Consider the following 18,727-nt stretch of genomic DNA (forward strand, 5'->3'; position numbering starts at 1 on the left):
AAAAATCTAAAAACCATAATGAAGCCCCAATTTATTTTCTTAGCCCTACTATTTTGTCTGTGTACTTTTAGTCAAATTAAAATCTGCTCTTGGAACATAGAAAATTTAGGCACATCCAAATCAGCAGAAGACATAATTTATATGGCAAACACTTTAAAAGGATTTGATGTTGTAGCAGTGCAAGAAGTAGTAGTAAGCGAAAGTGGAGCAAAAACAGTCGCTTTATTAGTAGACGAACTAAATCGAAAAGGAGCACAATGGGATTATGTAATAAGCAATCCAACATCGGGTAGTGCTTATAAAGCCGAGCGTTATGCATTCTTATGGAAACCAAGCAAAGTAAAAAAAATAGGAGAAGCTTTTTTGGAACCAACCTATGTAGAAGAAATTGAACGAGAACCCTATTTGGCAACTTTTAAATTTGGTGAAAAAGAAATTACCCTAGTTAATTTTCATGCTAAAACCAAAAAGCTACAACCCGAAACCGAAATAAAATATTTTAAGTTTCTGCCAGCCTTGTATCCTAACAAAAATTTGGTATTTATAGGCGATTTCAATTGTCCCCAATCGCACACCGTTTTCTTTCCGTTGCGAAAAATGGGTTACCAACCTGTTTTTGTAAATCAAAAAACCTCACTTCGTCAAAAATGCATTAACGAAGAAGATTGTTTGGCTTCAGAATTTGATAATATATTTTATAATACTAAAACAGTTGAGGTTAAAGAATTTGGAATCATTCCCTTTTATAAAGATTTTAACGATTTACGTGAAGCTAGAAATATCTCAGATCATATTCCTATTTGGTTTGTGTGTTATTAAGAATTGAACAACGGTTTCTTTGTTATTCACTTTTATGGATTAACCTTTCTTTTAATTCCTCGATTTCCTCTTCTAATCTCTTATTCACTTTTTTAATAAGTTCAAAGTGTTCTAAAACAAATTCTGGAACTTTAAAGTAATGAATAGTACCTGAATTATTTATAGAGTTATTTCCTTTGTTTTTCCTTAATTAGGATTATTGTACTTTATATAAAAAACACACATAATTGTATATAATAATTATAAAAAAAGCAATACAAATAATCTCTTTTTTTAAAATATCCGAGTACTTCGCAAAGAAGAAAACAAACGGAAAACAAGAAAGGATTTGTTTTTTTAACATTTATTACAGTTTTAATGTAATAAATCATAAATTTTAACTAAATCCGTTAATTTTCTATCTAACATATAAAATAATCTATAAGTTTGCGCGTTTACAAAATTATAACAAAAATAAAATGAAAGAAAAATCTTTAGTTCTATTGTTTCTATTAATAATTCTATTCTCTTGCAAAAGCACTTATACCAAAATAGGAGATAAAGACGCCAATTATATACCCTATTATCTAAAAGTATTTGAAGCAGATAGTTTGTTTATTGTTAAAGATTATAAACGTTCTTATGAGATTTTAGATAGTTTGTTTAAAAAGTACGAACCTATTAATATTTCAGGCTACAAAGAATATGAAACGTATTTAATGGCTTCTTATTTAGTTGAAAAAAATAAAGCGAAAATTGATAAAATTCTTCAAAAATCATTTCAAAGATATGGTAGTAATTATATCTTTTTTGAAAATGACACATTATTAAATAAAATTTTAAAAGAGTCTAAATTTAATAAAAACGACCTTTCATTATTTTCAGAGAAATATGTTTTAAGTTTAGATTTAAAATTAAGGGATACAGTAGAATTAATGGTTGCTCAAGACAAAGATGTAAGAGGAAAAGGACCAGTTATCGAAGAGAATATTGAAAAGATAAATAGACAAGAAAATATAAATAAACAAAATGAAAATAGAATTATAACCATTTTCAACAAATATGGCTATCCTAGCGTAAAAAAAATTGGATACTATGAATATAATCAGAAAGACACTGAACTATTAGCTGTTTATTTGCATTGTTCTCCAGCATTTATGGATAGTATATTGTTACCAAAGTTATATGAATCCTTACGTAAAGGAGAAACTCCACCTTATAATTATGCAACTGTCTATGACAAATTAAAAATTTATCAAACAGATGAACAATTATATGGAAGCTTTCTTGATTATCAAGGACATTCTACACCTTTAATTAATCCAAAAAAAATAGATTCAATTAGAAAAAGTGTTGGTTTAAATAATTTAAATTATTCAAAATGGCGATTGAAAGCCAAATATAATTATGATATGAATATTAACTAAATTTAATATATTATGCAAAAATTAAAATCAATTAAAGAATTTCAGGCAGAAAATCCTGAAGCAACAATGTCTAATTCACAATTAGCTTATGGAGGTAGAAATGACGCTTCATTAACGCATCAAGATACGGCTACAGCTAAAACTGATGCTAACTGGAATTGTGGTGATATCAGAAGACAAATGATGTGGGATGGTACTGCAACTGGTGAAGCTTTTACTTTTGATTTAACTCAATAATCAATTCAGTAAAGATTATAAGGCTGTCATTTTTTTGACAGTCTTTTTTAATCCATATATCACAATAATTGCTTAAGGCAAGGTCGTTTAAGAAATATTAAATTTTACAAAATTATAAGAATATCTCAATGATATTAATTTTATCAAATAGATTTGACACCTCTACTACAATTGTAACTGAGTGGTTAGATTTAGAAAGAATAGACTGGATAAGAATTAATGAAGAAGATCCATTAAATATTCATTTTTTAGGAAGTGACATCAAATTTGAATTAATAAATAATAAATCTTTTTTTCTAAGTGAAATAAAATCATATTGGTACAGAAGAGGTTTATTTAATTTAGCAAATTTTAAACTTTCATCTATAAAGCAGTTTAATAGTTTCCAACAATTTGAAACTAAAAAAATAATAGAATTTATAATGTATAAACTTGATTGTTTGAATAAAATAAACTCATTTAATAATTCTGATGTTAATAAGCTTATTATTTCTGATAAAGCTAGAAAAGTAGGCTTAATAACACCTATAGATTATTTAATATCATTGAAAGATTCTTTTAAAAATTTAGAATCCTATAATAATTCTTTAATTACAAAGTCTGTAAGTGGAGATTGTATGCAAGATTTTCAAAATTTCACAATCTATAACTACACTAAAAAGATCACTCTTAAAGACGTTTCTTCAGATCTTTTTTTTCCTTCTTTAGTTCAGAATTATATAGAAAAAAAGTATGAGATCCGCTCATTCTTTCTTAATAATGAATTCTATTCAATGGCTATTCTTTCTCAAAACAGCAAACAAACTGAAATAGACTTTAGAGATTATAATAAAGAGAAACCAAATAGAACAATACCTTTTAAATTACCTAATTATATTGAGAATAAAATAAAACAACTAATGGACGAATTATCTTTAAATTCAGGATCTATTGATATGATTGTTACTCCTCAAAATGACTTTGTATTTCTAGAAGTAAATCCAATTGGTCAATTTGGAATGACATCTTATCCCTGTAATTATAATATTGAAAAACTTATTGCAAAAACACTAAAATATGACTAAAGAAGAAATTAAAAAATATCTTAAAGATAATAAAGAACTATTTCCCTTGTCATTTTTCGAATTAAAATATAGAGAAAGGTCAATCGAAAATATTAGCAAATATAAAATTGCTGTTTCTGAAAAATATTTTACTGATAATTTTCCAATTTATAAATTCTATAAGCCAATAACTAGATTTTAGATATGTTATTTTTTAAGACTCACACTAACTGCAAAATTTTTAGAGGTTCCAATAGATCAATAATCTTAGATATTCAAAGACAAGATTATACATTAATTCCAAACTCAATGTTTGATATTATTGAATTATTAAATAAAAGAAAATCTATTAATGATATAAAAATGATTTATGGATTAGAAAACGAACAAATAATTGATGAGTACATAGAATTTCTAAATTCAAAAGAATTTGGATTGTATGTTGATTATGAAGAGTTCGATTTTTTTCCTGAAATGAATAATACTTTTGAAATACCATCTAATTTATCAAATTTTGTTATTGAAATAAGTGCATTTAATATCACTAATTTGAAGAAAATTATTAATAGTCTTGAAAATTTGATGTGCAGAAATATTCAATTTATCGCATACGAGGAGTTAGAAATTAATCAAATTAAGAATATTTTAACTTTGACTAAAAATTCAGATTTTATGTCAATTGAACTAATTGTTCATTATTCAGAAGAAATCATTAAATTCATAAAAGATATTGATAAATATAATTTTAGAGTGACTGAATTATTGATACATAATTCGAAAAACAGAAATAAAATTATTGATTTAGCTAGTTTTCCAATAACTTTTTTGGATTATAAAATAAATAACTTTAGTCATTGTGGGAAAATTGGAAATGATTATTTTTCAGTAAACAAAGAAAAAGTTCTAGAATCACTTAACCACAACTCCTGCCTAAACAAAAAAATAGCCATAGATAAAGACGGTAACATAAAAAATTGTCCAGCAATTTCTCAAAGCTTTGGTAACATTAAAAACACCACATTAGAAGAAGCATTGCAACACAAAGACTTTAAAAAATATTGGAACATTACCAAAGACCAAATAGACATTTGCAAAGATTGTGAATTTCGTCATATCTGCACCGATTGTCGTGCTTATATAGAAGATCCCAAAAACCAATATTCCAAACCTCTAAAATGTGGCTATGACCCATATACAAATCAGTGGGAAGAATGGAGTACTAATCCATTAAAACAAAAAGCAATTCAATACTATGGAATGCAAGAACTAATCAGTAAAACAGACTAAAAGAGAGATGTGTTTTTTGTGTAAAACGGACTTAACTCATTGATTGTTTTGTATTAGTATTAGGAGTGGAACATGTGAAAAACATTATAAAACTCAATTTAATAATTATGAAACTAGAAAGTTTAAAAGAAATAAAATTTAAAGACACTGTTTTAAAAAAGAACAAATGTTGAATGTAGAGATGATGGAAAAAAAGGTTGTGGATTTTTACTCCTTGAAAGTTGTACTGCTAAATGCCAAATGTAATTAAATTATGAAATATTTTATTTTTTTTGTTGTCATATTGTTAAATAATTTAATCGCAGGTTTTATTAGTGATGAATATTCAGTATACATTCCATTATTTATGCTATTAGCCTTTATTTCAATTACTTTATTCCAAAAATTTAGAATTAGGATTAATAAATATTTTGTTTGTTTTTCATATTCAGTTTTTCTACTGTTGTTGAGTGTGTTTAAAATAGTTCAATTTGATAAAGCATATATCATTATTATTACTTTACCAGTAGTATCTTTTTTATCATACATTTTTTATAACGCAACAACAGTGTTCAAGAAAATTATTATTGTTGTTTCAATTATAATTTACTCTATTTTTTCATCAACTATATTGATGCAAAATATTCACTACTTTAATAATTTCAAGGAGGTCACAAGTGAAGTTGAAACCGAAATAAAGTTATATAATTCTAAAAAAGAATTGTTGAAGTTAGATAAGAATAAAATTTATGTCTTAGATTTTTGGATAACTAGTTGTGGTGTTTGTATTGAAAAATTTCCCCTGTTTAATGATGTAACAAATCATTTTGCAAATAAAAATAAAATAGAGTTTTTTTCAGTTAATGTTGCTATTGAAAGAGACGAATTTGATAAAACGGTTAACTTCATTGAAAATAAAAAATTTGACTTTGAAAACCTTTATGTTTTTGATGATTTAGAATCAAAAAAAATGGGTGTTTTATTGTATCCTACTATTATAATTATAAAGAATAATAAAGTAGTTTATAATGGTTACCCAGCTTATGAGAAATATGTTATTTTAAATAATATATATGATATAATAGAAGATATTGAAAAGTAAACCCATAACCCCATATACTAATCAGTAAAAGAGAGATGTATTTTCTATTTTCTCTGAATGATCTATTTTGTTTATTATAAATTAAATTAGGCTTAATAGTAACTAAGTTTGGTTTAATACGAATTAGATTATGTTTAATAGTAACTAAGTTTGGTTTAATACTAATTAAATTATGTTTAATAGTAATTGAGTTTGGTTTAATGCTAATTAGATTATGCTTAATAGTAATTAAGTTTGGTTTAATACTAATTAGATTATGCTTAATAGTAATTAAGTTTGATTTAATACTAATTCATTTTTGTTAGTTATTAATCTAATTATGTTTAATAATCTTAGATTAATTAATAAAAATGATATTTTTTTGTAAAAAAATTAACATATATAATCATTTTTGTCAAATTTTTATTTCAAAATGGCACAACATTTGTTTTAATTATTTCGAATGAATTAAATGAATAATAATTTAAAACTGAAAGTTATGGCAAGAAGAAAATTAGCCAGAATATTAGACCTTGAGAAGGCTAATATTCGTTTAGCAGCGGTAAAAAGTATTGATAGCGCATTAGATTTAGGAAGTGACATTACTGTTCCCAATTATGAAGCTGTAATTAATACGTTATCAACAAAATTAAATACTTACAATACCGCTTTAAGTACAATTGATGATTTATATAATGAATGCATCAGTCAAATAGAGATAGTAAAGGACTGGAACGAACGTATTTTAACTGGTGTAGCCACAAAGTATGGAAAAAACAGTTCTCAATATGAGATGGCAGGTGGTAAGAAAAAAAGTGAGCGAAAAAAACCTACTCCCAAAAAATAATTTCTTAAATAACTAAAAGAGACTATTTTAAAAGTAACTGCTTTGTTAGGCTTGTTTTAATTTTTTAAATTATGACACAAGCACAATGAGTTGACAAAGCAAATAAATTAACTTTTTTGAATCTTTAATTTCAAAAAGATAATTTTAATACTTTTAGAATAGTCTCTTGATAATTTTTAGTCTATATCAAAAAAAACATTCATCAAGGCATAGCTTTAGCAGCTTCCATTCGCAAAGCTAATAAATGCTCGCAAGGCCCTTTTCTCAATCCGTTTGCAATAAAATAATCACACTGACAAGAACCACTAATCATACGATTGTCTTTGTCAATTTGGGCTTCCACTGCATAAGTTTGTCTGCCGTCTTTAATTTTTGAAGACAGGTGTAGCATATCGCCTTTTACTTCGCCTTTTGCTATGATATTTTGTTGTTTTAGTAATAAATCTGCTTTTTCTTCTTGCGGACTTCCAAAACGGAAAGCATCTACAGATAAAGGCTCTTGTGATAATTCACGTACACGATAAACACCTTTATGCAAATCATAAACCACTCTTCCTGCTTGTGTATAAGCAGCTAAAGAAGAAGATACAATATGAGAATCAAGACCTAATGTTTTGGATAATTGTTCTGGTTGAGCAAACCAATCTTTTTTTAATGCAGTAAAAACCAATTCTTGGGTTTGTTTGTCAACTGTACTACGAGGAGCCATTAAATCAAAATTTCCAGAATGACTCCAGTCATTTGCTGTCCAACCAGATAATCCTAATGTAAAAGTCATATCACCTAAATTGGCAATGAAGAAAGAAGGTAATCCATTTCCTAGAAGATGCACTGTAAAAGTTTTAGCAATAGGTAACAAACGTTCTAAAATATGTAAACGACGTCTTCCCCATATTCTAATGGTTTTATCTTGCGAACCTGTGTAAGGCGAACGGTAAAAAGTGAAAATCTCATTCCAGGGTTCAAACATTACCTGTATAGGCTGTCCAGGTTTCAATATAAAACGAAGCGCACGAGGCCCTTTTTGTTCTTTAAAACGCCTTAGATAAGAACATAAAAGATACATATCTTGCGGATGTAAGTCGAAAGTAACAGCAGGCAAAGTCATAGCCGAGCTTACTTGTAGAAAACCTCTTACCCAAGAATCAGGTAAGTCTATTTTTACTTCTTTGTAAGTTTCTTCATTAGTAGTACTTGCTTCAAATCCGCTAGGATCTATAGAGAATGAAGTTTCTTTATAGTCTCTTATTTTTTGAAATTCATTATAAAGTGATTGTGAATAATCAATATTAGTAGTTCCACAAGCAAACGTATCAATTTGGGTAAACACATTGTAATTACAACTTAGTTTGCCATAAGAAGATTCATCTTGACTAAAACATTCAAAAAAGACTTCATCTGGATGCACCGTAATTACAGGATCTAATACAAACCAAGCATCTCTGTCCTTTTGGTATAAATAGTCAAAATAAGCTTTTTTTGCTTTGTTAAAAGGACCTAATACTTTATTTTTTTCTTTGTAAACTTCTTGTAATTCTTCTCGTAAAGCAGTTATTCTTTGACGAGTAGCTTCAATTTGGTTTTCAGCCATATATTCAGAAAGCCAAAGCGATTCTTGTTCTTTTAACCAAGTTTTATATTCCTCACGATCTTTAGGAACAAAACGTAAATCGGAAACCACCACATCATGCAAAGCAGATATAGCTTCACGAAAAGCTATTTTTTTATGTAATTTCCCCACAAAAAAAGTAGGATCGCGTTGTACATCAGGAGCAAAATTCATCCCTACTGAATTAGCATCGGTGTTTACTTTTGAATTTCCTTTGTATTTATAATCAAAAATCATGATGAGTCTAAGAATTAAGAATTAAACAAGAATCCATTTGCGGATAGCAATCTTGTATTTGACTTAAAGCCAATATAAATCGTGCTTTATCTTGCAAAGCAGAAGTAGCTGATAAATAAGAAAACAAACCATTTACATAATGTGCTGCTTTTTCATTTTTTAAAGCTTCTGCTATAAGAAAATCAAGTACACGTTCTTTGGTAATTCTACCTTTGTGCACACGGAATAATACTGAACGGAAATAGAAATCGAGTTGTTCTAATTTTTCAGGAGAATCGGTAGCATATTCTTTTAATAAGTTGGAAACATATAATTGAATTACTTCACTAGGATGTTGAGATAAAGCAATTAGATATTGATGACCCTGCGCTTCTGTAAAATAGCGCATGATTAATTCTTTACCAAACTGCATAACATCGTCACGAACAGAATCTACTAAACTAATAAGTGTTTCTGTAGTCCAATCAGAAGCTTCAAACTGTGTGCGGAAAAACTGGAAAGCAAAAGTTCTTGTGTCTTCCCATTTTGAATCAACTAAAGATAAAGCTCTTTCTTTTTCTTTTTTAATTCGTTCAATATTATTTTCATAGTATTGCCATACCCATTGACGAACGGCTAAAAGCTCGCTTTCTGCTAGAGCAATAATTTGTCTTAAAGTAAATGTATTTGTTTTTGGATAAGCATATAACCACAAAGATGCTTCTATTTGTACATCTCTATAATTAGCAAATAAAACCTGAAGTAGATAATTAGGTTCTAAGTATTGTAAATGAGCCTTATATGCTTCTAGTTGATTGATAATAAAAGAATGACTGCCTTCAAATGCAGGTTTGCTTATTAATGTTTGAACAATTTGTATCCACGTGCTTTGTAATTGAGAAGCTAAACTAGGGCGTAATCCTAAATTTAAAACGGTTTGAACTACCATTGCAGTATCATGTTGAAGCAATGTTAAAACAGTATTCCAATGCGTTTGTATATCTATTTCAGAAGCTTTTTGTAATAAATCAAGTCCTATATAACGTACTTCTTGTAGCGGATTTTGGATAAATTCAACACAAAGTGAAATAGGAATGTTTTCATTCGCTTGTGCTTTAAGTGCAATAATTTCACTAGCTAATAAAGCATTCATACCCAATGGAGCTTCAAGTAAATAACTGATGATTTTTGGGTGAAGTGAAGCTAATTGATTTTTAGCTACTATTTTTAAGCGTTGAATGGTTTTTTTAGCTAAAATATTATGTGCAGGAGTATCTGTTAAGAGAATAAGTTTTTGAATGGTTTGCTCTACAATTTCTTTAGTTGTTGCTTCATTGAATCGAATTGCTTCTAACTGTTCTATAATCCAAGTATCTAAGAACTCCTGATTATTAAAAAGTAATGCAATTAGTGCTTCTGCATTTTCTAAATAGAAAGAACGATTAAAACTAATTGTTCTACTTGCCCAAGTTAATGTAGGCTGATGTGATACATTAAGCAACAAAAGCATGTAATTAGGCAGTTTTTCAAATTCCTGTTTTCGATTTTCTAGTGTTTGATATCCTAATTTTTGAGGAATTTCAAAAGGATTTTGTAAAAGCTGAATGATATCTTCAAGAGAAAATCTTTTTTTTATGGCATCATAGTTAGCATGAGTTTGCAATCTATCAAAAGCAAATTGATGAATGAGGTTCATTTTTCCCATCATTAACAATTGAATGTAAGCTTCAGGGTAAGCATCCCAATGTTCCGGATAGAGTTCTGTTCTTTGTGATACTTCTGTTAAAGTAGATTCAGGTTGTGATATGGTTTCAGGAACAATAGTTTCTTTTTTAGAAAAGAAGTTTTTCAATGTACTTAAGAGCCCTTTTTCTTCTTTAGATTCCTTTTTTGTAGCTTTATTTTCTGGATTATAAGGGCGCACATTGTTGACGTTATAATACCATTTGTCACTTACTTCATAAGTTTTGCTATGAATTAATTCTAATTTTGGAGTCAACATCCTAGTAGAGTCATTCCCAAAAAGAATACTCGATAATAAATAAGCTTTTGAGCATTCAGCATATTCAATAGAGGTAAAAAGATATTGTCTTAATTCATAAGAATACATTCCATATTGCTGTGGAGGTTGTTTTATTTTAGCGGTATAATCTGCTTCTGTGTATTGAAGAAGTTGATTAATGGCTAGTTTTATATAATCTTTTCCATCTTTTTGTGTTCCTAATTGTATAAGATGAGTTACACTATTTTGTTGGAAATAATATTTTGTATTGTGTGAAAAAGCAACTCTACTATTTTTGCCTCTTAATTCTTTTCCTATATTTAAATATTCACCTATACTATTAATATATTGATGAGTAGGATAACCGTCTGGATCTAATGATGCCCGACGAGTGTACATAGGGTCTTCTTTTTCTAATCGATAAGAGAGTAGTGCTAGTATTGTATAATCTTTGCGTATTTGAGCTAGTTTATACAATGATCGTATTGTTTTAAAATAAGGAGGAATAAAAGGAATTTGCTCAATAATAGCTTGTATTCCTTTGTTCCATTGCGGATTAAATAGACTTAATAAATAAAAAGCAGAAAAGCCTTCTAAAGCAAGTTTTTGTTCTATTTGCAAGGAATAAAAATGGAATGTAGCATTTGTTTCGCCTTCTTTAATAACTTCTTGTAAGGTTTCAGGTAATAAAGTAAAACATTTTCTTTTTATCTCATTTAAATCTTCACCTTCTTCCATTAATTGAAATAAGCCTTCGTAAGCTAACCAACGAACATGATCCTTTTGTTTAATTTGGAGTGCTGCGGTTTTTAAAAAAGGAATTGCTTCAACTGTTTTTAACTGAATAAAAGCCCATATTGAAGCATATAATTGAAAATCATCACCTTTTGAAGCTAATTTCAAAATATAAGGAGCCGCTTTAGTAATGCCTAATTCTCCTGCTTTCCAAATAACGCGTGACGTTTTCCAAGTGGTTTTGAATGATTGTGTATTTTCAACAGCATCTTGTAAACGAAGTAATATTCGACCTTCTAGTGTATTTTTGTCTAAATGATTTAATACAGGAAGTGGAATATTAATTTCTTCTTCAGTTTGATAACCTTTTGTTCTTTTTTCTTGTTCTAGCTTATTAAATATTTTTTCCGCTTCTTGCTGGTTTACACTTGCGGGTGTTTTAGTTCCTTCTTTTAAGGATGCTCCTCTTCTGCCATATCTAAAGTTAACGAGATATTCACCGTTTGTTAATTTACAAAGGTCTATTTCATATACTTTATCTGAATTTCCTTCTCGGAAGAATAATTTACATTGTTGAATCAGTTTCATAAAATAGAGTATTAAAAATTAGACCACCAATTAGAAGGTGAAGAGGAATTTTCTTTTTCGCTTAATGTTTCTTCTTTTTTTTGTGTTTCCACAGGTAAAGGAGTTGAACATTTAGTAATAGGTTTGCCATGCTTTACAACAATTTCTTCTAATTTTTTGCGAAAAACGATTGCTTTTTCAGGTTGAACCATGTGAATAAATAAAATGTATCCATCAATGGCATTATAAATATTTTTAGCTTTTCCCCATTTTTGATCTTTCCAGCCATTGCATGAAATATTATGTAATAATGCTCTAAATTGTCGTAGTCGATTGCGATCTATATTAGGTTTTTCATTGACAACAATTCCTGTTACTTTTTGTTGACGTGATTTTTTCATCAGATGTATTTTATCTGGATGCACTGTGAAATCTTCACTAGTAATAATTTTTTTAGCAAAATAGAGTAGTGCTGCACTATTTTTAGCATTGTTTTCTTCCGATGAAAAAGTTAAATCATCAGCATATCGCGTGTAAGTAAAACCATATCGTTGTGCTAGTCCCTTTAAACGCTTGTCTAATTTATAAGCAATAAGGTTGCTTATAGCTGGACTTGCAGGAGAGCCTTGTGGTAAAATTCTATTTCCAGATTGAACATAATATTTTACACCATCTAATAGTACTTCTTTTGTTTCAGCTTGAGTGCTAATAAGTGCAAAAATACTTGCGATTTGCTCAGAATAACCTAAGGCTTTGAATAATCCTTTTACTCTTTTAAAATGAATGCTAGGGAAAAAATCTTTTAAGTCTATATTGATTACAACTTCTTTGTCTATATGTGATTTTGCATTACTCACTATAGAACGATTGGCAGTGAAACCATGAACTTCTTCTGCCATTGTAATTTTTGACAAAAGAGTATCCAATAACCATTTTTGAAGGTTTTTTAAACCTGTTTTAGGAGCTGATATTTTTCTTTTTCCACCTGATTTTTTTGGAATTTCAAAAGTATAATAGTGACTATTTGTACTTACTTTTCTATGATAGCACCAGTAAGTTAATTTTTTAGTACTAGTTCCTATACTTTCTGCTAAATGCAAAACATTTTCAAAAAAAGGAAGGTTATTTTGAAGAAGTAAATCTTTGTTTGATTCGGTTTGTTGTAGTCCTTTTGAAACGTCATCACCTAAATAAATGATTTCTTTTTCTTGAATTTCTTGCCAACGAGCTGCTTGATCTTGTTTTTTTTGTTCTCTCTTTTGCTTTGTTTCTTCACGTTTCGCTTTTGCTTTTTGCATGCGTTGTTTGTGAATTTCTTTGAGTAACATTTCTTGGTTTTGAAATTTACGTTCTTTTGCAACTAAAGCAGTAAGTTCTTTGTTGAGATTGGCTTCTCTTTGAATAAGAGTTTCTTCTAATGTAGGCTCTCCTTGAGATTTCCAAAATCCCAATCGTTTCATTTCTTCTAGAATATATCCATCTTTTGAACTCTCTTTTATTCGATCATAAAGCTGTTGTCGCGTAAGTTGTTCTGACATATTTATTGTTTTAAAATGAAAAGTCCTATTTTTAAGAGGATTAAAAATAGGACTTAGTTAAAACCTTCGTATTCTCTTAGGACTATATCTATCAACTCCAGAGAAAACGTACTAGTAGTGCATTTTATCTCTCGGAGAAGGCACCGAAAATGCACTACTAGTACGTTTTCTCACCCTAAAGATAGTATGTAGTGATGTGTGAAATACAATTTCTACTTGATGACGAAACATCATCTTTTTCTTTTTAAAAGAAAAGCAAGGTACTTAACCTGTCACAAATATGGTAAGAATTTTTTTATTTTCCAAATAGATAATCGAGATATTTTTCACGATTTTAATACTTTTTTATAATGATATTGAGGAAAATAAGTTATGCCTTTTATAGAATTTAATTTAAAAAAATATTATTACAATATGTTTTTAGTTTCGTGTTCTATCAGCCATTTTTTTCGTTCAATTCCACCACCATATCCTGTCATTTTTCCATCTTTTCCAATTACTCTATGACAAGGAATAATAATAGAAATTCTATTAAAACCATTAGCTGAAGCAACGGCTCTTATTGCTTTTGGATTATTGATTTTCTCGGCTTGTTGCTGATATGTTGTAGTTGTTCCGTATTTAATTTCTTTTAAACAATTCCAAACAGAATTTTGAAAGTCAGTTCCAGGAGTTTCGAGTTTTAGACTGAAAACTTTCCTTTTTCCATCAAAATATTCCGTAATTTCTTTTTTAGCCTGTTTTATATGTTCGTTTTCTCCTGTAATAATAGTAGCATTTAATAATTTTTGTAAATCTTTAAATTCTGTTTCCAGCATTCGCCTATCTACAAATTCTAGGAGACAAATTCCGTTTTCAGTAGCGCAAACAAACATTGGTCCTAAAGGAGTTGTTAATCGGTTAATTAAAATAACATTTTTATGTGTACTTTTTTGAGGTGATTTACCTATTATTTTTTTAAAGGTATAACCAAACCCGCTTAAAGATTCATACCCTGAATCAAAAGCTGTGTTTGTTGTGTTTTTACCTTTTTTTAATTCTTGGTAAGCGTTGTTAATTCTATACATTCTTTGATAAGCCTGAAATGTTATGCCATAATTTTGATTAAACCATCTGCGTATTACTTCTGGACTTATGTTTTTTTGACGAAGTTGATCGTCTGTTATTTTTTCTTTAGGATTTTCTTGAACTAATTTAATAGCTAATGCAATCTGTTCTGGTGCTTCATTCGCATTTTCAGTAGGCTTGCAAATTTTGCAAGGTCTATATCCGTTATCTAGTGCTTCTTTAAATGACGTGTAAAATTCTACATTTTCTAATTTTGGTTTTCTTGCTCTACAAGTAGCAATACAAAAAACAGAAGTAGTTTTTACACCTACAAAAAAGATGCCTACAAAGCGTTGTTCTCTTTTTAACAAAGCGTTGTAATATGTTTCTATTTTTTTATTGTCTGTAATTAGCATTTAACAAACGGATTTAAATGATTTCTGGTTGATTACTTCTTGTAATGTTTGTTCAAATTGAGTGTACATTTTATCAAATAAGAAATTACCCATGCTTATTCTTTTTACTCCTAATTGGGTTAGTGTATCAAAATTTGGAAGATTTGGCACACACATTACATTGATTGGTAACTTAGTGTAAGTTACAATTTCTTTTATATCTGCTATGTTTTTAATGCAAGGTATAAAAATTCCATTTGCACCTGCATTTTCATATAATTGAATTCGTTTTTTTGTTTCTTCAATTGCGTTTGAATAATTTAATAAGAAAGTATCGATTCTTACATTGATAAATATTTCAAAATTTTCTTTATGAAGTATTTTTTTTATTTCTGAAAGTGTTCTTGCAAATTCATCTGCATTTAGTAATACTCTGTTGTCTTTAACAATGCTATCTTCTATGTTAATTCCAACAACTCCTATAGCTGCTAATTGTTTAATGTGATTGGCAATTTCTATAGGATTGCGACTGTAACCCGATTCTAAATCTACAGATAGAGGGAGCTTTGTGTTTAGGGCTATTCGTTTTACAAAATATTTTAATTCTGAAAATTCCATTTCTTCTCCATCGTTATATCCTAAGAGTGCTGCAATTGCTGAACTTGAAGTTCCAATGGCTTGAAGGTTTAATCTTTCAGCAATTTTTGCGCTAGATACATCCCAAACATTTCCAATTAATAAAGGTTTGTCTTGATTGTGTAAGTCTTTAAATTTCATCGTATAATTGTTTGAAGCAAAGTTCCGATGATAGTGTTTATTCAGCAACCGAAAAATGGACGAGTATTTTTTTTGCACACAATAATTTGTGTAGGAGTAGTATTTATTTAAGCTGTTTTATATTTCAGTCATTAACTTTTCTAAGCTCCATACTGTTGCAAATTCTTCATTTAGGTTTGCAAGTGTTGTTAAATGGATAATTTCTGAATCATATTTTTCTCCGTTAATTCCTATTCGATCAAATGTAGCTGTTGCATCTGAAATTAAATACGTTTCGTATCCGAAGTTTCCAGCCATTCTGGTTGTTGTTGATACGCAATGATTTGTTGTTATTCCAACAATGACTAAAGTATTAATGTTTAGATTGTCTAATTGTTCTTTTAAATCGGTTCCGATAAAAGCACTATTTACGTTTTTTGTGATTATAGGTTCGTTTTCTAGTGGAGTTACGTGTTCATTGAATTGAAATCCTTCATTTGAGATATGTAATTTAGAATTTAAATTTGTTGAACTATGTCTGATGTGAAATAGGGGTAAGTTTAATTTTCGCCATTGATTTAAAATTTGACCGCAAATGGCTTCTGCATTTTTATTATTTCTATTTCCACCCCAATATTCTTCATCTAAGAAAGCTTTTTGTACATCGATTAAGATTAAAGCAGGATTTTTTTTTCGAAGATTCATGTATAGTTTAGCTAGATTAATAATTACACTATGCTTTTAAGTGTATTTTTATTTTCAAATATAGAGAAAATAAACAAAAAACTATGGGAAAGGATTTTAGTTTTGATGTAATGAAAATGAATCATGAAGTATAGTGTTCCTACTACTTTGGTATTGTTAATTTGAATTTTTCGAAGGTTTCTCCGTTGTATTTATATGTGCCATCATTATGTGTTGCAATCCACAGATTCCCTTGATTGTCATTATAAATTGCAAATAACAGAATTTCTTTTTCTTCATTTTTAATAGGATACTGAATAAGTTCTTTTCCGTTGTTTTTCCAAATGCCATCATTATAACTAATCATCCATAAATCATTATGATTGTCAATTGTCATTGACATAAAATATAGATTCTTTTTTCTATTGTTTTCAATCCCTTTTTCTCTTTTATAGTTAATTAGATTAGTTTCATTATCTACTGTTTCATCAGGTAAGATTTTGTATTTATAAGTTGAATTGCAAATCCAGAAGTATCCTTCTTTATCTTCTATAATGGAACGAATACCAAATGAACCGCCTTCTGGTGTTTCTGTTAAAAGCTTTTCATACATCCAACTTATTTTTTCTCCGTCAAAACGATAAATGCCTAAACTTGAAGTGCCAAACCAAAGTGTTCCTTTGTGATCTTTGTAGATTGAATAAATGCCATAAGGGTTATAAGAAATATTTGGATATTTTGAATAAAACTCATCTTCAAGCTGGCTTTTAGGAAATTTTAAATGGAATAAATTTTTACCATCATATCGATAAGGACCGTTATTATTCCATCCTATTCTAAACCATAAATCATTTGGTTCAAGTTTCCATTCGTTTTCACCTTCTATTATTTTTAATGTTGTAAATTGTTGTCTGTCAAATTTGTTAACACCATCTGGTGTATCAAAAAAGAGATTGCCCCTCTTATCTTCTTGGATTCCTAAAATAGAATAGCTAATTAATCCATCTTTTGAAGTATATAGAATAAGATTTTTTCCATTGTATTTATAAACGCCTTTTTCTTTGCTGCTAAACCAATAGTTGTTGTTTTTGTCTTGATAAATCAGAGTAGCTTTTGAATCGAGTTCATAAACTGTTTTCCCAATGGATTTTTTTTCAAGTTCTAAAGGAGTGGCATTGGTGTTTTTTTGTTCATTACAAGAAGAAAATACTGTTAGAATTGTAAAAAGTATTGACAAGATAAAAGGAGTGTTTATTAAAGTCATTTTAATAAGATTTAAGTTGAACTTAATCATTCCATGGTCCATTTCTAGTTATATTTATGAATGATTTTCCATTGTAACGATAAGCTCCCATAAATCCTACACTCCAAATGCGTCCTTGATTGTCTTCTAAGATTTTAAAAGTAGCATTGTTTGAAAGTCCTTGCTCTGCGTGGAAATGAGTAAAGTTTTCTCCATCATAACGATAAATACCTTCTCCTTTTACATTGAACCAAATGTTTTTGTTTTTATCTTCTGATATGTTCCAGATTTCTTTTCCAGTGATATTTCCTTTTTCTGTTATATTTATAAAAGAATTACCGTTGAAATAGCACAATCCATTATGAGTAGTAGCAAACCAAATATTTCCATTTGAATCTTCTATAATAGAATTCACATTATTATTGCACAAACCATCTTTTTCAGAAATATTAGTTAATTTCTCACCATTATATATGTAAGCACCTCCATTAGTACCAAACCATAGTTGCCCTTTACTATCCTCCATGATAGAGTGTACTATTTTACTACTTGTAACACCTCTTGTGTTGTCTGGTTTAGCTTCAGGAATGTAAAAAGGAGTGAATTTTTCTCCATCAAAACGGCTAACTCCTTGTAAAGTGCCTATCCAAATAATTCCATTAGTATCTATTGCCATACTCCTAACATTATTGCTAATTAGTCCTTGTTTCTCTGTGAAATTGGTAAAATAAGTGCCGTCATATTGAGTTATTCCTCCATCATGACCAATCCATAGGTTTCCTAATTGGTCTTCTATTATTACTGTTACAACAATTCTTTTTCCAAGATCATTTTTTATGTCGAAATAAATCAATTCCTCCCCGTTATAACGACAAAGACCGTTTTGAGTACCAAACCAGAAGAAATTATTTTTATCTTGAAATATGGTACGGACTACTCCGCTAATTTGATTTCCTTGCGACTCTTTAACGTGAGGATCTGTTTTGAATTCAGGTAGGGTTTTTGCGGATAAACTAATGCTATTAGCTAATACTTTAGTCTTTTCGGGAAATATTTTCGTTTCTTTTTGCCCATTGCATGATGATGAAATTGAAAAGATTAAAATAAATATAAATGATTTACTTGTTAAAAGGCATTTTTTTATCATACTGCTATATTTTTTATTTATAGTAATTTTTGTGTTTAACTTTACTGTAAATTTAAATAGCGAGATGGGGTAAAATGTAAAAGAAGTGT

16 protein-coding genes are annotated in these 18,727 nt (G+C 28.8%); 8 read left to right on the plus strand and 8 right to left on the minus strand.

What is annotated here, in order from left to right; translation table 11 throughout:
* Positions 1 to 18 precede the first annotated feature (18 nt).
* The 8 genes from SY27_RS04010 (at position 19) to SY27_RS04045 (ending at position 6,699) form a co-directional block, all read left to right on the plus strand.
* Positions 19 to 819, plus strand: a complete 801-nt coding sequence (locus tag SY27_RS04010; RefSeq protein ID WP_045967539.1) for an endonuclease/exonuclease/phosphatase family protein — start codon at positions 19 to 21, stop codon at positions 817 to 819.
* Between the two features lie 458 nt (positions 820 to 1,277).
* Positions 1,278 to 2,225, plus strand: coding sequence for a hypothetical protein (locus tag SY27_RS04015; protein WP_045967540.1), 948 nt, complete (start codon positions 1,278 to 1,280; stop codon positions 2,223 to 2,225).
* Between the two features lie 12 nt (positions 2,226 to 2,237).
* Positions 2,238 to 2,462, plus strand: a complete 225-nt coding sequence (locus SY27_RS04020; protein WP_045967541.1) for a hypothetical protein — start codon at positions 2,238 to 2,240, stop codon at positions 2,460 to 2,462.
* Between the two features lie 128 nt (positions 2,463 to 2,590).
* A complete protein-coding gene (gene gwsG, locus SY27_RS04025; RefSeq protein ID WP_045967542.1) occupies positions 2,591 to 3,526 on the plus strand; it encodes a grasp-with-spasm system ATP-grasp peptide maturase in 936 nt (311 codons plus the stop codon).
* Positions 3,519 to 3,707, plus strand: a complete 189-nt coding sequence (locus tag SY27_RS04030; RefSeq protein ID WP_045967543.1) for a hypothetical protein — start codon at positions 3,519 to 3,521, stop codon at positions 3,705 to 3,707. Before gwsG ends, SY27_RS04030 begins: the two co-directional genes overlap by 8 nt.
* Positions 3,708 to 3,709: 2 nt before the next feature.
* On the plus strand, positions 3,710 to 4,792 hold the full coding sequence (gwsS, locus tag SY27_RS04035; RefSeq protein WP_045967544.1) for a grasp-with-spasm system SPASM domain peptide maturase: 1,083 nt from the start codon (positions 3,710 to 3,712) through the stop codon (positions 4,790 to 4,792).
* Positions 4,793 to 5,045: 253 nt separating this feature from the next.
* Positions 5,046 to 5,873 carry a redoxin family protein gene (locus SY27_RS04040; RefSeq protein WP_045967545.1) on the plus strand — a complete coding sequence of 276 codons (828 nt, stop codon included), beginning with the start codon at positions 5,046 to 5,048 and terminating at the stop codon, positions 5,871 to 5,873.
* Between the two features lie 478 nt (positions 5,874 to 6,351).
* Positions 6,352 to 6,699 carry a hypothetical protein gene (locus tag SY27_RS04045; RefSeq protein ID WP_045968256.1) on the plus strand — a complete coding sequence of 116 codons (348 nt, stop codon included), beginning with the start codon at positions 6,352 to 6,354 and terminating at the stop codon, positions 6,697 to 6,699.
* Positions 6,700 to 6,901: 202 nt separating this feature from the next.
* On the opposite strand, the gene SY27_RS04050 is transcribed toward SY27_RS04045, so the two are convergent.
* From SY27_RS04050 to SY27_RS04085, 8 genes are all read right to left on the minus strand, one after another.
* The gene (locus SY27_RS04050) at positions 6,902 to 8,545 is read right to left on the minus strand and encodes a hypothetical protein (protein ID WP_045967546.1); all 1,644 of its coding nucleotides are present in this window, start codon (positions 8,543 to 8,545) and stop codon (positions 6,902 to 6,904) included.
* 7 nt (positions 8,546 to 8,552) lie between these two features.
* Positions 8,553 to 11,849 (minus strand): WGR domain-containing protein, encoded by a 3,297-nt coding sequence (locus tag SY27_RS04055; protein WP_045967547.1) that lies wholly within the window; start codon positions 11,847 to 11,849, stop codon positions 8,553 to 8,555.
* An 11-nt stretch (positions 11,850 to 11,860) separates the two neighbouring features.
* Positions 11,861 to 13,366 (minus strand): reverse transcriptase family protein, encoded by a 1,506-nt coding sequence (locus SY27_RS04060; RefSeq protein ID WP_045967548.1) that lies wholly within the window; start codon positions 13,364 to 13,366, stop codon positions 11,861 to 11,863.
* A gap of 407 nt (positions 13,367 to 13,773) precedes the next feature.
* Complete coding sequence (locus tag SY27_RS04065; protein ID WP_045967549.1) at positions 13,774 to 14,829, minus strand: bifunctional transcriptional activator/DNA repair enzyme AdaA; 1,056 nt, start codon at positions 14,827 to 14,829, stop codon at positions 13,774 to 13,776.
* Positions 14,830 to 15,585 (minus strand): isocitrate lyase/phosphoenolpyruvate mutase family protein, encoded by a 756-nt coding sequence (locus SY27_RS04070; protein ID WP_045967550.1) that lies wholly within the window; start codon positions 15,583 to 15,585, stop codon positions 14,830 to 14,832. It abuts the gene before it with no gap.
* Between the two features lie 117 nt (positions 15,586 to 15,702).
* Positions 15,703 to 16,269: a cysteine hydrolase family protein gene (locus SY27_RS04075; protein WP_045967551.1), complete on the minus strand. Its 567-nt coding sequence runs from the start codon at positions 16,267 to 16,269 to the stop codon at positions 15,703 to 15,705.
* A gap of 142 nt (positions 16,270 to 16,411) precedes the next feature.
* A complete protein-coding gene (locus SY27_RS04080; RefSeq protein WP_161794119.1) occupies positions 16,412 to 17,512 on the minus strand; it encodes a two-component regulator propeller domain-containing protein in 1,101 nt (366 codons plus the stop codon).
* Between the two features lie 22 nt (positions 17,513 to 17,534).
* Complete coding sequence (locus SY27_RS04085) at positions 17,535 to 18,638, minus strand: two-component regulator propeller domain-containing protein (protein WP_045967553.1); 1,104 nt, start codon at positions 18,636 to 18,638, stop codon at positions 17,535 to 17,537.
* Positions 18,639 to 18,727: the final 89 nt, after the last annotated feature.

The sequence above is a fragment of the Flavobacterium sp. 316 genome (assembly GCF_000967805.1).
Taxonomy (GTDB): Bacteria; Bacteroidota; Bacteroidia; order Flavobacteriales; family Flavobacteriaceae; genus Flavobacterium; species Flavobacterium sediminilitoris.

Coding starts and splice junctions, on each gene's coding strand:
- SY27_RS04010 (WP_045967539.1), top strand. CDS start 19: ATGAAGCCCCAATTTATTTTCTTAGCCCTACTATTTTGTCTGTGTACT.
- SY27_RS04015 (WP_045967540.1), top strand. CDS start 1,278: ATGAAAGAAAAATCTTTAGTTCTATTGTTTCTATTAATAATTCTATTC.
- SY27_RS04020 (WP_045967541.1), top strand. CDS start 2,238: ATGCAAAAATTAAAATCAATTAAAGAATTTCAGGCAGAAAATCCTGAA.
- gwsG (WP_045967542.1), top strand. CDS start 2,591: ATGATATTAATTTTATCAAATAGATTTGACACCTCTACTACAATTGTA.
- SY27_RS04030 (WP_045967543.1), top strand. CDS start 3,519: ATGACTAAAGAAGAAATTAAAAAATATCTTAAAGATAATAAAGAACTA.
- gwsS (WP_045967544.1), top strand. CDS start 3,710: ATGTTATTTTTTAAGACTCACACTAACTGCAAAATTTTTAGAGGTTCC.
- SY27_RS04040 (WP_045967545.1), top strand. CDS start 5,046: ATGAAATATTTTATTTTTTTTGTTGTCATATTGTTAAATAATTTAATC.
- SY27_RS04045 (WP_045968256.1), top strand. CDS start 6,352: ATGGCAAGAAGAAAATTAGCCAGAATATTAGACCTTGAGAAGGCTAAT.
- SY27_RS04050 (WP_045967546.1), bottom strand. CDS start 8,545: ATGATTTTTGATTATAAATACAAAGGAAATTCAAAAGTAAACACCGAT.
- SY27_RS04055 (WP_045967547.1), bottom strand. CDS start 11,849: ATGAAACTGATTCAACAATGTAAATTATTCTTCCGAGAAGGAAATTCA.
- SY27_RS04060 (WP_045967548.1), bottom strand. CDS start 13,366: ATGTCAGAACAACTTACGCGACAACAGCTTTATGATCGAATAAAAGAG.
- SY27_RS04065 (WP_045967549.1), bottom strand. CDS start 14,829: ATGCTAATTACAGACAATAAAAAAATAGAAACATATTACAACGCTTTG.
- SY27_RS04070 (WP_045967550.1), bottom strand. CDS start 15,585: ATGAAATTTAAAGACTTACACAATCAAGACAAACCTTTATTAATTGGA.
- SY27_RS04075 (WP_045967551.1), bottom strand. CDS start 16,269: ATGAATCTTCGAAAAAAAAATCCTGCTTTAATCTTAATCGATGTACAA.
- SY27_RS04080 (WP_161794119.1), bottom strand. CDS start 17,512: ATGACTTTAATAAACACTCCTTTTATCTTGTCAATACTTTTTACAATT.
- SY27_RS04085 (WP_045967553.1), bottom strand. CDS start 18,638: ATGATAAAAAAATGCCTTTTAACAAGTAAATCATTTATATTTATTTTA.